We start from the raw sequence: 14,272 nt of genomic DNA on the forward strand, positions 1-14,272 counted from the left end.
ACGTGCTTGAGCGCGGAGGGAGATCATGAAATCACGGGCCCGCGCCGGCCGAGCTTGGCCGGTCGCGGGGGGATGACCATGCGCGCGCCACTTCTTGTCCTGATCGGCCTGATCTGCGCCGGCCCGGCCCGGGCCGCGGACGACCCGGCGGCCCCGCCCGCCCCCGTGGCGCCGAGCGCGGACCCGACACAGGTCCGACCCGGCAGCTACGTGCTCGATCCGGACCATGGCAAGATCACGTGGTCGGTCTCGCATCTCGGCTATTCGACCTATTACGGCCAGTTCGCGGGGCTCAGCGGCACCCTCCAGCTCGATCCCAAGGCGCCGGAGAAGAGTCGCCTGGAGGTGACCGTGCCGCTCGGCGGCGTCCTGACCGGCAGCGCGCGGCTGAACGAGCACCTCGCGGCTCCCGACTTCTTCGACACGGCCAAGTTCCCGACCGCCACCTTCACCGCCACCAAGGTCGAGCCCACCAGTCCGACCACCGCGCGGATCACCGGCGACCTCAACCTGCGGGGGACGGTCCGGCCGTTCGCGATCGACGCCACCTTCAACCAGGCCGGCATCCATCCGGTGGATCAGCGCTACACCGTCGGCTTCGACGGGCGCGCTGTCGTCAAGCGCTCGGATTTCGGCATCAACGCCTACCTGCCGCAGCTCGGCGACGAGGTCAGCCTGCGCATCGAGGGCGAGTTCAAGGCCGCGCCCTGACCGAACGCCGGCCGCTCCCTGTCATCCCGCCGGGTCGCGACCGATCCGGGACCCGCGGTGCCGTCTCGGTGCCGGGCCCCTGCACGGCCGGCATCGGACCCGGCGCGAGAGGCCACGCGACGGGTGACGCCCCGCTGCCGGGGGTGTAGTCAGCCGCCGTCGCGGTGCCGCCGCGGGACGCTGGCCTCCCAGGACCACCCGTCTCCCGCGCAACGCCCGGCATCGTCCCGAGCGGGGCGGGCGCGTCACCGCGCCGATCGATACCAACCCTGGAGATCAGAGCCGTGCGGCGTGTCGGTGTCCCCACTCTTGCCCTGACGCTGAGCCTCGCGGGGACGGCCGCCGCGCAGGCGCCGGCCAGCCCGGCAGCCCCGGCCTCACCCCTCGACAACTACGCGTCGGCAGCGGCCACGACCATCATCGCCGAGCAGGCCTGTCCGGGCGTGCAGGTCCGCGCCGGCCAGTTGACGACGCTCCGCCTCGCGGCCCGGGTCAATGCCGGGCAGGAGGCGATGCTGGAGGAGAAGCTGCGCACCCGCGCCACGCAGGTGCGTCAGCAGCTCGCCGCCGACGGCCGGGACACCTGGTGCGCGCAGGCGCTGGCCGCCTTCGGCCCGGCGGGCAGCGTCGCGAAGGGCATCCTGGCGACCGGCGCGCCGATCCGCTGACGCCGCCCTTCAGGTTGGCGCGGATTGACACGGCGCCGCCGCACCCGTAGTGACCCCGCATGGCGCGCGGCCTCTGCTGGGGTCCGCGCGTTTCGCGTTGTCCGGGCCGAACGCCCGCGCAATGACTTCAAACAAGAAGCCGGTCCAGGGGCAACCGCCCCGGAGGCCGTTCGAGAACACGAGAGAACGATGTTCGCAGTCATCAAGACGGGCGGTAAGCAGTACCGCGTCGCCGCCAACGACACCATCACCATCGCCTCCCTGGCGGGCGAGGCCGGCGAGGCCGTGACCTTCGGCGAGGTCCTCCTGTTCGCCGACGGCGCGGGCGCGACCCAGGTCGGCGCCCCGACCCTGTCGGGCATCAGCGTCACGGGCGAGATCGTGCGCCACGGTCGCGACAAGAAGGTCATCGCCTTCAAGAAGCGCCGCCGGCAGAACTCCCGCCGCCGCCGCGGTCACCGGCAGGACCACACGGTCGTGCGCATCACGGGCATCTCGGCCTGACGCACGCCAGACGCTGGGCGCGTACGGTCCCCTGAGGGACCGATCCGCGACCGCATCCACGCCACACAGAATTCGGAGCTCATCCCATGGCACACAAGAAGGCTGGCGGTTCGTCCCGCAACGGTCGCGACTCGGAAGGCCGGCGCCTCGGCGTCAAGAAGTTCGGCTCGGAGGCCGTGATTCCGGGCAACATCATCGTGCGTCAGCGCGGCACCAAATGGCATCCCGGCGCCAATGTCGGCATGGGCAAGGACCACACGATCTTCGCGCTGGTACCGGGCCATGTCCGCTTCGAGACGCGCCGCGGGCGCGCCTTCGTAGCTGTTACCCCGCTGGCCGAGGCCGCGGAATAAGAGGCGGGCGCCCTGAGTGGCGAAGCTGGCGTCCCGCCCGGTGTCCCACACCGGACCGGAGACGTCGTTGCCGAGCCCCTGACGGGCCGGGTCGGACGGAACACCGGGGAGGATGGGACGCCATCCTCCCCTTCGTCGTCTTGAGGCGGTGCCCCGGATCCGGGCGCGCCGCCCTGCGAGGGCACGATGTTCCCCGATCTGACCCGTGATGACGTTTTCCGGATCGAAACGCGGCGGCTGTGGCTGCGCTGGCCGACCGCCAAGGACAGGAACGCGATCCTGAAGCTGGCCGGCGACCCGTCGGTGGCCGAGATGCTGGCACGGGTGCCGCACCCGCTCCCGGCCCCGGAGGTGGACGCGTTCCTGCTGCAGGCGCGCGCGCAGAACGCCGCGGGCTCCGCGCTCACACTCGCTCTCGCGCCGCGGGCGGCGCCCGGCAGCCTCATCGGTGTCATCAGCATCGAGGGGCGGGCCGGCGCGCCGCCGGAACTCGGCTACTGGCTCGGGCAGCCCTACTGGGGCAGCGGCCTGATGGCCGAGGCCGCGACGGCTCTGTGCCACGCCTTCTTCGCCTATACCGGCGGGACGGAACTCGCCGCTTCGGCCCGCGCGGTCAACCCGGCGTCCCGGCGCGTGCTGGAAGCCTGCGGCTTCGTGCCGACCGGCAGCGCGTCCCGGCCCTTCCCAGCGCGCGGCGTGGACCTGCCGATCGATCTCTTCAGTCTCGACCGGCGGCGCTGGCAGAATCCGGCATCGGAGCCGGCGATGACTCGGGCCGCCTGAGGCGGCCCCGCGGCGCCGGGCTGGCCGGCGGCCGCCGACAGGGTGATGGTGCGGGTCGCGAATCCGCGCCCGACAAAGGATTCAGGTCGTGAAGTTCCTCGACGAAGCCAAGGTCTATGTCCGCTCCGGTGATGGCGGTCCCGGCTGCGTCTCGTTCCGGCGCGAGAAGTTCATCGAGTTCGGTGGACCGAACGGCGGTGACGGCGGCCGCGGCGGCGATGTCTGGGTGGAGTGCGTCGAGGGTCTCAACACCCTGATCGACTACCGCTACCAGCAGCACTTCAAGGCCAAGAAGGGCGAGCACGGCATGGGCTCGAACTGCCACGGCGCCAACGGCGCCGACACGGTCCTGAAGGTCCCGGCCGGCACGCAGATCTTCTCCGAGGACGGCGAGACGCTGCTCGCCGACCTGACCGAGGTCGGCCAGAAGATCCGCCTCGCCAAGGGCGGCAACGGCGGCTTCGGCAACGCCTACTTCACGACCTCCACGAACCGGGCCCCGAAACACGCCAATCCCGGCCTGGAAGGCCAGGAGATGTGGATCTGGCTGCGGCTCAAGCTGATCGCAGATGCCGGACTCGTCGGGCTCCCGAATGCCGGCAAGTCGACCTTCCTGGCGAGCGTCACCGCGGCGAAGCCGAAGATCGCCGACTACCCGTTCACGACCCTGCATCCCGGCCTCGGCGTGGTGCGGTCGGACGGGCGCGAGTTCGTGCTCGCCGACATCCCGGGACTGATCGAGGGCGCCCACGAGGGCGTCGGCCTCGGCGACAAGTTCCTCGCCCATGTCGAGCGCTGCCGGGTGCTGCTGCACCTCGTCGACGGCACGAGCGAGCATGCCGGCAAGACCTACAAGCTGGTCCGCGGCGAGATCGAGGCCTACGGCAACGGACTCGCGGAGAAGCCCGAGATCGTGGCGCTGTCGAAGGCCGACGCCCTCGACGCCGACACGCTCAAGAGCCAGGTGGCCAAGCTGAAACGCGCCGCCGGCCGCGCGCCGCTGGTCCTGTCCTCGGCGAGCCGCAAGGGCGTGCCCGAGGCGCTGCGGGCGCTCCAGGCGGAGATCGATGCCAGCGCCGAGGCCGAACGGAAGCCGGTGGCCGCCTGGCAGCCGTGACCCTCGACCGACTGTTCAAAGGGCGGGTCTTGGTTCACACCCGCCTCGTACGCGCCTCCTCGCAAGAATCATGATCCCCGCCCTCGAAGAATTCCGCCGTGTGGTCATCAAGGTCGGCTCGGCCCTGCTGGTCGATCGCAGTGCCGGCCGCCTGCGCCACGCCTGGCTCGCCGCGCTGGCCGAGGACATCGCGGAGCTGCACGCGCGGGGCGTGGACGTCCTGGTCGTGTCCTCGGGCAGCATCGCCCTCGGCCGGACGGTGCTGGGCCTGCCGCCCGGCGTCCTGCGCCTGGAGGAGAGCCAGGGCGCAGCGTCGGTGGGGCAGATCACCCTGGCGCGCCACTGGGCTGAGGCCCTGGGCCATCACGGCATCGTCGCCGGCCAGATCCTCGTGACGCCGCAGGACACCGAGGAGCGCCGCCGCTACCTCAACGCCCGCGCCACCGTGCTGAAGCTCCTGGAGATGCGCGCGGTCCCGGTCGTGAACGAGAACGACACGGTGGCGACCTCGGAGATCCGCTACGGCGACAACGACCGGCTCGCCGCCCGGGTCGCCACCATGATCGACGCCGACGTGCTGGTGCTGTTCTCCGACATCGACGGCCTCTACACCGCGCCGCCCCAGAGCGATCCGGAGGCGCGCCACCTCGCCGTGGTCGACCGCATCACCCCGGAGATCGAGGCGATGGCCGGCGGCCCGGCCTCCGAGCTGTCGCGGGGCGGCATGCGCACCAAGGTCGAGGCCGCCAAGATCGCGGCCTCGGGCGGTACGCACTTGGTCATCGCGGACGGGCGCGGGAAGAATCCGCTCCGGGCCGTGCGGGACGGGGCGCGCTGCACGTGGTTCCTGTCGGGCTCCACGCCCACGGCCGCCCGGAAAACCTGGATCGCCGGCTCGCTGGAGCCGCGCGGCACCCTGACGATCGACGCGGGCGCCGAGCAGGCGCTCCGGAGCGGGGCCAGCCTGCTCCCGGTGGGCGTGCGGGCGATCGAGGGCAGCTTCTCCCGCGGCGACGCTGTCATGATCCGCGATCCGGAGGGCCGGATCCTCGGCCGCGGCCTGGTGGCCTACGACAGCGCCGAAGCCGCGCTGATCATCGGTCATCCGAGCGCGCGCATTCCCGAACTGCTCAACTATCCCGGTCGTGCCTGGATGGTGCACCGCGATGACTTGGCACTGTTCTAGAAATCGCCGATTCAAGCTTGTTGATTTACAATTTTTCGTCTCGATGATCGCCATCCTTCCCGGCCCGGCACTCTTGTCGGGACGGCGCGCGATGTGCAAATACGGCGCTCTCCCCCGTCCGGGCCGCGCGCGCGGCCGTCGACACAAGAGGACGCCAGCGTGCCCGTCCTGAACCTGAGATCGGACTTCGCCGAGGCCGACGCCCTTCCGGAGCAGATGGCGGCGATCGGCCGCCGCGCCCGGGCGGCGGCGCGGCGCATGGCGCTGGCCTCGGCGCGCACCAAGGACGTGGCGCTCAAGCTGATCGCCGAGCGGATCCGCGCCAGCCGCGACGAGATCCTGAGCGCGAACGCTCGGGACGTGGCCGCGGCCCGCAGCGCGGGCCAGACCGCCGCGCTGGTCGACCGGCTCACGCTCGATCCCGGGCGCCTCGCGGCCATCGCGGACGCCGTCGAGAAGGTCGGGTCGCTGGCCGATCCGGTCGGGCGCCAGCTCGCCGCGATCGAGCGGCCGAACGGCCTGCTGATCGAGCGCATCGCGGTGCCGCTCGGCGTGGTCGGCGTCATCTTCGAGGCGCGTCCCAACGTGACGGCGGATGCCGGCGCGCTCTGCCTCAAGGCCGGCAACGCGGCGATCCTCCGCGCCGGGTCGGACAGCCACCGCAGCGCCATGGCGATCGCGAAGGCCATGAGCCGGGGGCTCGCCGATGCGGGCCTGCCGGAGGACGCGATCCAGCTGGTGCCGACCCGCGACCGCGCCGCGGTCGGGCTGATGCTCGCCGGCCTCGACGGCTGCGTCGACGTGATCGTCCCGCGCGGCGGCCGCGGCCTCGTGGAGCGCGTCCAGGCCGAGGCACGGGTGCCGGTCTTCGCCCATCTCGACGGCATCAACCACGTCTACGTCGCCGCAGCGGCCGACCTCGACATGGCCCGCACCGTGCTGCTCAACAGCAAGATGCGCCGGACCAGCGTCTGCGGCGCCGCCGAGACCCTGCTTGTCGACCGCGCCTGCGCGGAGACGCACCTCGCGCCGCTGGTCCAGGCGCTGCTCGACGCCGGCTGCGCGGTCCGGGGCGATTCCGCGACCCGCGCGGTCGATCCGCGCGTGACCGCCGCCTCCGAAGAGGACTGGCACACCGAATACCTCGACGCGATCATCGCGGTGCGGGTGGTGGACGGGATCGAGGCCGCCATCGAGCACATCGAGACCTACGGCTCGCATCACACCGACGCGATCATCACCGACAACGACGCCGAGGCGACGCGTTTCCTGGCCGAGGTCGACTCGGCGATCGTCGCGCACAACGCCTCCACGCAGTTCGCCGACGGCGGCGAGTTCGGCTTCGGGGCCGAGATCGGCATCGCGACCGGGCGGATGCACGCGCGCGGCCCGGTGGGTGTCGAGCAGCTGACCACGTTCAAGTACCGGGTCCACGGCAGCGGACAGACCCGCCCGTGACGCGAACCGACGGCCCGGCGTGCGGCTGACCCTGCCGCCGAGCGCCCCCGGCATGCGGATCGGCCTCCACGGCGGATCGTTCAACCCCGCCCATCTGGGCCACCGGCACGTGACGCTCGCGGCCCTGCGCCGGCTCGGCCTCGACCGGGTCTGGTGGCTCGTGAGCCCGGGGAACCCGCTCAAGAGCCGGAGCGCCCTCCCCTCCGTCGAGGCGCGGTGCGCCCAGGCGCGCGCGATCGCCCGGCACCCGCGGATCGCCGTCACGGGGTTCGAGGCGGCGCTCGGCGTCCGCTTCACGGTCCAGACGCTGCGGTTCCTCACGCGCCGGTGCCCGGGCGTTCACTTCGTCTGGATCATGGGGGCCGATTCCCTCGGGACCTTCCATCGCTGGAAGGGATTCGCCGAGATCGCCCGCCTCGTGCCGATCGCCGTGATCGACCGCCCCGGCTTCACCATGACGCCGCTGAGTGCCCGGGCCGCGCGGCGCCTCGCCGACACCCGGGTTCCCGAGGCGGCGGCGTCGGGGCTCGCGCTGCGGCCGCCGCCGGCCTGGCTGTTCCTGCACGGGCCCCGCTCGACCCTGTCGTCCACGCAGATCCGCGCGCGCACGGGTCCGCGGACGGCGCGGCCGGAGCCTGCGCGGTTGCAATCGCGGCCCGATACCGCCAATTTCACCTGATCCCGCGCGGCCCGACGACGCCGTGCGGCAGAACGAGGAACCAGGACTCTGCCCGAAACCAGTCACACGGAGACGATCCGCACCCCCGTCCAGGCCCCGGTCGAAGCCGGTCAGGCGCGCTCGGACGACCTGAAGGCGCTCGCCCTCGAATGCCTCGACGACATGAAGGCCGAGGAGACGATCGCGATCGATCTGGCCGGCAAGACCTCGCTCGCCGACACGATGATCATCACGTCGGGTCGCTCGCAGCGGCACGTCGGCTCGATCGCCGACAAGATCATCCAGGAGATGAAGAACCGCGGCTACGGCAACGCCCGGGTCGAGGGCATGCCGGCCTGCGACTGGGTGCTGATCGACGCCGGCGACGTGCTGGTGCACATCTTCCGCCCCGAGGTCCGCGGTTTCTACAATCTCGAGAAGATGTGGGGCGCCGACCGTCCCGTCGGGCTCGCGGCCGGCTAGGCCGGACGGCGGTCCGGTGCGCCTGGTCCTGGCCGCGGTCGGACGGCTGAAGGCCGGGCCCGAGCGCGAACTCGCGTCACGATATCGCGACCGCGCCGCGCAGCTCGGGCGCAGCCTCGGCTTCCCGTCCTGCGACATGGCCGAGATCCCGGAATCCCGCGCCCGTCGCGCCCCCGACCGATGCGCCGAGGAGGCGGCGGCGCTCGCGACCCATATGCCCGCGGGCGGTGTCCTCGTCGCCTATGACGAGCGCGGTCGGGCCGATCTCGGCAGCGAGCCCTTGGCCGAGCGCGTCGCCGGCTGGCGCGACGCGGCCCGGCCGGCCCTGGTCGTGGTGATCGGCGGGCCGGACGGGCTGGACGCCTCAATTCGGACGCGGGCGGAGCTGATCCTGTCGTTCGGGGCCGCCACCCTGCCCCACGGACTCGTTCGCGTGCTCGCCCTCGAACAACTCTATCGCAGCCTCACGATCCTGGCCGGACACCCGTACCATCGCGGTGAGGCGGGCTGAGCGGCCGTGAGGATGTCAGATCCCGAGGCCGAGCCGAAGCCCGTGCCGCGGCGCGCGCGCGCGGCACTCGCCCTGCTGGCCGTGCTGTCGATCACCGCCGCGGTGCGCGCCGAGACCCCGAAGCCCACCGATCCCGAGGCGATCCAGCGGGCCAACGAGGAGCGGGAGCGCCGGACCGAGAACCTGAAGCGCGTGCAGGACGCCCTCGCCGCCAGCGCCGGACAGCGTGCGCAGTTCGAGGCCGAGATCGCGGCGATCGGGTCCGATCGCGCGAAGCTCGACACCGCCCTGCTCGACGCGAACCGGCAGGCGCAGGCGACGGAAGACCGCCTGAGCCGCCTGGAGGAGCGCCTGAAGGCGATGAGCGAGAGCGAGGCCGCGATCCGCCACTCGCTGCAGGGTCGGCGCGGCGTCGTCGCCGAGATCCTGGCGGCGCTCCAGCGCATGGGGCGCCGCCCGCCGCCGGCCGTGCTGGTCAGTCCCGAGGACGTGCTGGCCGCGATCCGGACCTCGATGCTGCTCGGCGCGGTGGTGCCGGAACTGCGCGGTGAGGTCGACACGCTCGCGGCCGATCTCGCGGAAATGATCAGGCTGCGCGGTTTGATCGCGCAGGACAAGGAAGGCCTCTCGAACGATCTCGCAGGCTGGGCGCGGGAGCAGCAGCGCCTCCAGGCGCTGGTCGCCGCCCGGCGCGCGCGGCAGGCGGAGGTGGAGAGCGGCCTCACGGCCGAACGCCGCCGCGCCACCGAGCTCGGCGCCCAGGCCAAGACCCTGAAGGACCTGCTCGACCGGACGGAGGCGGAGGTCGCGGCGGCGAAGCGCTCCGCCGAGGAGGCCAAGGCCGCCGCGGAGCGCGAGGTGCGCATCACCCAGGAGCGGTTCGCCGCGGCCGGCTTCCGCGACCCCGCGCGGCTGGCCCCCAAGGTGCATTTCGCCGACGCGCGGGGCGAAGTGCCGCGGCCGGTGAGCGGTCGCGTCGCACGGGGCTTCAACCAGCCCGATGGCAATGGCGGGACGACCCGCGGCGTGTCGTTCACGACCCGCCCGAAGGCGTCGGTCTCCTCGCCGGCCGACGGGTGGGTGCAGTTCGCCGGGCCGTTTCGGTCCTATGGCCAACTCTTGATCATCAACGCGGGCGACGGCTACTATCTTCTGCTCGCGGGAATGGACCAGATCAGCGTCGAGGTCGGTCAGTTCGTGCTCGCGGGCGAACCGGTCGGCAACATGGGCGACAAGGGCGCGGGTCCTGGCGGGTCCGAGGGTGATCCGACGCTCTACGTCGAGTTCAAGAAGGACGGCGGCTCCATCGATCCGGAGCCGTGGTGGGCGAAGAGCCCGAACAATACGGTACTTGGCGAGAAGGTTCGCGGCTGATGCGCAAGACTTCCCTGATCATGCTCGGCGCCTTCCTCGGTGCCGGAACGTCCATGGTGGCGACCCAGACCGACTTCCTGTCGGGTCCGCGGGCCGTCGCCGCTTCGGCCGAGACCTACCGCCAGCTCAGCCTGTTCGGCGACGTCTTCGAGAAGGTCCGCACCGACTACGTCGAGAAGCCGGACGAGTCGAAGATGATCGAGGCGGCCGTCAACGGCATGCTGACGTCGCTCGATCCGCACTCGAGCTACATGGACGCGAAGGCGTTCCGCGACATGCAGACCACCACCCGCGGCGAGTTCGGCGGGCTCGGCATCGAGGTCACGATGGAGGACGGCCTGATCAAGGTCGTCACGCCGATCGACGACACGCCCGCGGCGAAGGCGGGCCTGCTCGCGAACGACGTCATCACGCAGATCGACGACGATCAGGTCCAGGGCCTCACCCTGAACCAGGCGGTCGACAAGATGCGCGGGCCCGTCAACTCGAGCGTCAAGCTCAAGATCACCCGCAAGGAATCGAAGGATCCGATCGACGTCACGCTCACCCGCGACGTCATCAAGATCAAGCCGGTGCGCTCGAAGGTCGAGGGCGGCGACGTCGCCTACATCCGCCTGACCCAGTTCAACGAGCAGACCTTCGACGGCATGCGGGCCGCGATCGACAAGCTCACGGGCGAGATCGGTGCCGACAAGATCAAGGGCTACATCGTCGACCTGCGCAACAACCCGGGCGGCCTGCTCGATCAGGCCGTGATGGTCTCCGACGCGTTCCTCGATCGCGGCGAGATCGTCTCCACCCGCGGCCGCAACCCGGACGAGACCCAGCGCTTCTCCGCCAAGGCCGGGGATCTGACCAAGGGCAAGCCGATCGTGGTGCTCGTCAACGGCGGCTCCGCCTCGGCCTCCGAGATCGTGGCCGGCGCCCTTCAGGATCACAAGCGCGCGACCATCATGGGTACGCGCTCCTTCGGCAAGGGCTCGGTCCAGTCGATCATCCCGCTCGGCGGCTCCGGCGCGCTCCGGCTCACCACGGCGCGCTACTACACGCCGTCGGGCCGCTCGATCCAGGCGAAGGGCATCGAGCCGGACGTCGAGGTCACGCAGGACGTGCCGGACGAGCTGAAGGGCAAGGACGAGACCAAGGGCGAGGCGGGGCTCAAGGGCCACCTGAAGCAGAAGGACACCGACGAGCGCGGCGGGTCCTCCGCCTACGTCCCGCCGGATCCGGCCAAGGACAAGCAGCTGATCGCGGCCGTCGACTTCCTCCACGGCATCCAGAAGGGCGCCGCCAACGGAACGCCCGCACCGCAGCAGCAGAAGCCCAGCCTGCCGAACTGATCGCGCAGGACCGAGTGCCGCTCTGACCCGATCCCGTCCGGCGTCCCGCCGGGCGGGATTTCCCGTTCTGGGACCGAGCTTAGCGGAACATTAACCATACCCGGCCGCAATGGACGCGTGGGTTGGGACCGCGCCGACCGGCGCAGGAACCGCGATCCCGTATCGAGAGCCGCTTGACCGAGTCCACCGACGATATCCTCACGCGCCCCCTCGGGGTGCCGGAGGCGGCGCCGGAGCAGCCCGCAGGCCGGATCGGACGGCTGATCGCGGCCGCCCGCAGGCCCAAGATCGCGGCCGCGGCGCTCGCGACCGGCTTCGCGGTGGCGGCGGGCCTGGTGCTCGCTCTGGGCGATCCCCACGGCGGCGAGCCCAGCGTCCAGGTGGCGATCACGATGCGCGAACCCGCGGCCCGGCCGGCCGCGCAGGCGCCGGCCGTGCAGCAACCCCAGGTCACGACGACCAACCCCGGAACCGCGCCGCTCCAGCGCAGCGCCGAGGAGGTCGAGACCGCCTCCGGCGTCACGGTCGTTCGCCCGGCCGGCAGCGGGCCGAGCGAGGCCGTGGTGATCCGCGTGCCGCCGCCGAGCGCCCCGCGGCTCGCCCAGGCTCCGGATCCGCGGATCAGCGAATCCGGCCGACACGGCGTCATGCCGAAGCTGGGCGAGGGCCGCATCCGTGCCCTCGACGTCTACGCCCGGTCCGAGGAGGCCGGCTCCGGGCCGCGCATCGCGATCGTGGTGACCGGTCTCGGCGTCGGCCAGGCCGCCACCGCCGGCGCCACCGCGCGCCTGCCCGCCGCCGTGAGCCTCGCCTTCCTGCCCTACGGCGGGGAGACCGAGCGCGCGGCCGCCCGGGCGCGCGACGCCGGACACGAGGTCTTCCTGCAGCTCCCGATGGAGCCCTTCGATTATCCCGACAGCGACCCGGGACCGCAGACGCTGCTGACCGCGTTGCGGGGACCGGAGAACGCGGACCGCCTGGCCTGGGCGCTGAGCCGTTTCCCGGGCTACGTCGGCCTGGTGAATTTCATGGGCTCGAAGCTGATGGCCGACGCGGCCTTCGAGCCGGTCCTGCGCGAGATCGGTGCCCGCGGTCTCGGGTTTATCGATGACGGCACGGCCCCGAAACCTGCGGCGCCGCCGGCCAACAAGGGCAAGACGCCGTTCGCCCGCGCGGAGATCGTCCTCGACGCCACGCCGCGCGCCGACGCGATCGACGCCGCGCTCGCCCAGGCCGAGGCCCGGGCCCGTGCCAACGGCTTCGCCCTGGTCTCGGCGACCGGGACACCGCTGAGCGTCGATCGGATCGCCCGCTGGGCGAAGGAGATCGATTCGCGCGGGCTGCGCCTGGTGCCGGCGAGCGTGGCGCTGCGGGGCGCCCGCGACAAGCGTGTCTCCACGGCCGATTGAGCGCGTCCGTGTTCGAAGTCAGCGCAAGTAGATCCGGCACCGTCCGGGCCGGTGAAGACTTGGTCGCCGTTGCCGCCTCGCCCACCCCTGACCTATGGTCGCCGCGATGGTAACGGATTCGGACCCGGGCACCGCCCTGCCCTATCGGCCCTGCGTGGGCATCGCCCTCATCGCACCTTCCGGCGGTGTGTTCGTCGGGCGCCGCAGCAAGGAGGCGGGTCCTGAACACGTCGACGGTCCGCACATGTGGCAGATGCCGCAGGGCGGCATCGATCCCGGCGAGGGCGCCGAGGCCGCCGCGCGCCGCGAGCTCTACGAGGAGACCAACGTTCCGCCGGAGGCCGTGAAGCTCCTGGCCGAGATCCCGGACTGGCTGCCCTACGACCTGCCGCCCGCGGTGATGAAGCAGGCCTGGAAGGGTCGCTACCGGGGCCAGACGCAGAAATGGTTCGCCTACGGATTCGTCGGGAGCGAGGATCTGATCGACGTGCTCAGACCGGGCGGCGGTGCCCACAAGGCGGAGTTCGACGCCTGGCGCTGGGCGCACCTGTCCGAACTTCCGGACCTGATCGTTCCGTTCAAGCGGCCGGTCTACGAGCGCGTCGTCGCGGCATTCTCCGGCCTCGATCGATGGGCGGCGCGGTCATGACCGCGCGGACGGGGCGCTGAGCCCGTGCGCTGGCTCGCAGTCCCCGTCGCCCTCGCCCTGGCGTGGCTCGCCTTCACGATGAGCCCCCTCTGGTCGCTCTACGATCTCGCGCAGGCGGTGCGCCGGCACGACGCCGCCTACGTCGAGAGCCACGTGAACTTCCGGACGCTGCGCCTGTCGCTGGTCCGGCAGATCACCGCCGCGATGCGCGTCGCCGCCGAGACCGATTCCGACCTGGAGCCCCGCGACCGGCAGCGCCTCAACGACGCCGCCTACGGCCTCGCCCTGGCGCTGTCCGAGACGATGGTCACGCCGGAGACCGTGATGGATCTGCTGGCCAACGGCTGGCCCGACAAGCTCGACGTCGAGCGGCCGGCCGGCACCCGGCCGGAGGGTCTGGTCATCCGCAGCCTCGGGCGGCTCATGCCGTACTACGCGGCCCTGGAGATGCGCGGGTTCCGCGCGGTCGTGATCCCGATCCCGCCGGAGGGATCCCGCGCCGAGCGCACGCGGATCCGGCTGCGGCTGCGCGGCCTGAGCTGGCGCCTCGTGGACATCGAGATGGCCGACACGCTGCGCGAGCAGATCGCCGCCAAGCTCAGCCGCGCGCTGGCGCGTGCCAAGATCGGGGCCAGCGCGGGCGAGGAGCGCTGACCGGGCGCGGCGCCGACGCGGGGTCGCTACTTCGCCTTCGGGGCGCCCACCGCGGCCTTGGGCTCGCGCGCCTCGATCAGGTCCTCGGCCTTCTCCTCGTCCGTGTCGCCGCTCTGCTCGATGGTCTTCGCGGGGTTGGCGAGCAGCGAGCGCACGATCCCGAGCAGGACCTCGCACTCGCCCGGGAACTTGTAGCTCTCGAGGACGATCGCGGCGTCGCGCAGGGTCCGGAGATCGCGCACCAGCTGGGCGTTGGCGTCTTCACGGAGCTCGCTCTTCTTGGCGATCGCCTCCTCGATCTGCGCCCCCTTCACGTCGCAGGCGGCCCGGGCCGGCGATGCAGCGACCGCGGCGGCGAGCGCGAGGCCGATTGCGGGAAGAGAGCGCCACATGGCGGATATCCTCGGAGGTCCA

The 14,272-nt window shown here is 71.9% G+C and carries 17 protein-coding genes; 16 read left to right on the forward strand and 1 reads right to left on the reverse strand.

Features of this window, described 5'->3' with window-relative positions; genetic code table 11:
* Positions 1-78: 78 nt before the first annotated feature.
* From MMR14E_RS06085 to MMR14E_RS06160, 16 genes are all read left to right on the forward strand, one after another.
* Complete coding sequence (locus MMR14E_RS06085; protein ID WP_331313290.1) at positions 79-711, forward strand: YceI family protein; 633 nt, start codon at positions 79-81, stop codon at positions 709-711.
* A gap of 284 nt (positions 712-995) precedes the next feature.
* The gene (locus MMR14E_RS06090; protein WP_331313291.1) at positions 996-1,379 is read left to right on the forward strand and encodes a hypothetical protein; all 384 of its coding nucleotides are present in this window, start codon (positions 996-998) and stop codon (positions 1,377-1,379) included.
* A gap of 189 nt (positions 1,380-1,568) precedes the next feature.
* Positions 1,569-1,883 (forward strand): 50S ribosomal protein L21, encoded by a 315-nt coding sequence (gene rplU / locus MMR14E_RS06095; protein WP_331313292.1) that lies wholly within the window; start codon positions 1,569-1,571, stop codon positions 1,881-1,883.
* 86 nt (positions 1,884-1,969) lie between these two features.
* A complete protein-coding gene (gene rpmA / locus MMR14E_RS06100) occupies positions 1,970-2,236 on the forward strand; it encodes a 50S ribosomal protein L27 (protein ID WP_331313293.1) in 267 nt (88 codons plus the stop codon).
* A gap of 186 nt (positions 2,237-2,422) precedes the next feature.
* On the forward strand, positions 2,423-3,019 hold the full coding sequence (locus MMR14E_RS06105) for a GNAT family N-acetyltransferase (RefSeq protein ID WP_331313294.1): 597 nt from the start codon (positions 2,423-2,425) through the stop codon (positions 3,017-3,019).
* A gap of 88 nt (positions 3,020-3,107) precedes the next feature.
* On the forward strand, positions 3,108-4,136 hold the full coding sequence (obgE, locus tag MMR14E_RS06110; RefSeq protein WP_331313295.1) for a GTPase ObgE: 1,029 nt from the start codon (positions 3,108-3,110) through the stop codon (positions 4,134-4,136).
* 70 nt (positions 4,137-4,206) lie between these two features.
* Positions 4,207-5,322 carry a glutamate 5-kinase gene (proB, locus tag MMR14E_RS06115; protein WP_331313296.1) on the forward strand — a complete coding sequence of 372 codons (1,116 nt, stop codon included), beginning with the start codon at positions 4,207-4,209 and terminating at the stop codon, positions 5,320-5,322.
* A 159-nt stretch (positions 5,323-5,481) separates the two neighbouring features.
* Complete coding sequence (locus MMR14E_RS06120; protein WP_331313297.1) at positions 5,482-6,780, forward strand: glutamate-5-semialdehyde dehydrogenase; 1,299 nt, start codon at positions 5,482-5,484, stop codon at positions 6,778-6,780.
* A 19-nt stretch (positions 6,781-6,799) separates the two neighbouring features.
* Positions 6,800-7,459 (forward strand): nicotinate-nucleotide adenylyltransferase, encoded by a 660-nt coding sequence (locus MMR14E_RS06125; RefSeq protein WP_331313298.1) that lies wholly within the window; start codon positions 6,800-6,802, stop codon positions 7,457-7,459.
* A gap of 162 nt (positions 7,460-7,621) precedes the next feature.
* Complete coding sequence (gene rsfS, locus MMR14E_RS06130) at positions 7,622-7,921, forward strand: ribosome silencing factor (protein ID WP_419539305.1); 300 nt, start codon at positions 7,622-7,624, stop codon at positions 7,919-7,921.
* Positions 7,922-7,937: 16 nt separating this feature from the next.
* A complete protein-coding gene (gene rlmH / locus MMR14E_RS06135) occupies positions 7,938-8,432 on the forward strand; it encodes a 23S rRNA (pseudouridine(1915)-N(3))-methyltransferase RlmH (RefSeq protein WP_331313299.1) in 495 nt (164 codons plus the stop codon).
* Between the two features lie 12 nt (positions 8,433-8,444).
* The gene (locus tag MMR14E_RS06140; RefSeq protein ID WP_331313300.1) at positions 8,445-9,806 is read left to right on the forward strand and encodes a murein hydrolase activator EnvC family protein; all 1,362 of its coding nucleotides are present in this window, start codon (positions 8,445-8,447) and stop codon (positions 9,804-9,806) included.
* Positions 9,806-11,146: a S41 family peptidase gene (locus MMR14E_RS06145; protein ID WP_331313301.1), complete on the forward strand. Its 1,341-nt coding sequence runs from the start codon at positions 9,806-9,808 to the stop codon at positions 11,144-11,146. Before MMR14E_RS06140 ends, MMR14E_RS06145 begins: the two co-directional genes overlap by 1 nt.
* 173 nt (positions 11,147-11,319) lie before the next feature.
* The gene (locus MMR14E_RS06150; protein ID WP_331313302.1) at positions 11,320-12,555 is read left to right on the forward strand and encodes a divergent polysaccharide deacetylase family protein; all 1,236 of its coding nucleotides are present in this window, start codon (positions 11,320-11,322) and stop codon (positions 12,553-12,555) included.
* A 94-nt stretch (positions 12,556-12,649) separates the two neighbouring features.
* Positions 12,650-13,204, forward strand: a complete 555-nt coding sequence (locus tag MMR14E_RS06155; RefSeq protein ID WP_331313303.1) for an RNA pyrophosphohydrolase — start codon at positions 12,650-12,652, stop codon at positions 13,202-13,204.
* A gap of 24 nt (positions 13,205-13,228) precedes the next feature.
* Positions 13,229-13,858 (forward strand): DUF2939 domain-containing protein, encoded by a 630-nt coding sequence (locus MMR14E_RS06160; protein WP_331313304.1) that lies wholly within the window; start codon positions 13,229-13,231, stop codon positions 13,856-13,858.
* 26 nt (positions 13,859-13,884) lie between these two features.
* Here MMR14E_RS06160 and MMR14E_RS06165 read toward each other — a convergent pair whose 3' ends face one another.
* Positions 13,885-14,250, reverse strand: coding sequence for a photosystem reaction center subunit H (locus MMR14E_RS06165; RefSeq protein ID WP_331313305.1), 366 nt, complete (start codon positions 14,248-14,250; stop codon positions 13,885-13,887).
* Between the last annotated feature and the right edge of the window lie 22 nt (positions 14,251-14,272).

This window comes from Methylobacterium mesophilicum, assembly GCF_036441335.1.
In the GTDB taxonomy this organism is placed as follows: Bacteria; Pseudomonadota; Alphaproteobacteria; order Rhizobiales; family Beijerinckiaceae; genus Methylobacterium; species Methylobacterium mesophilicum_B.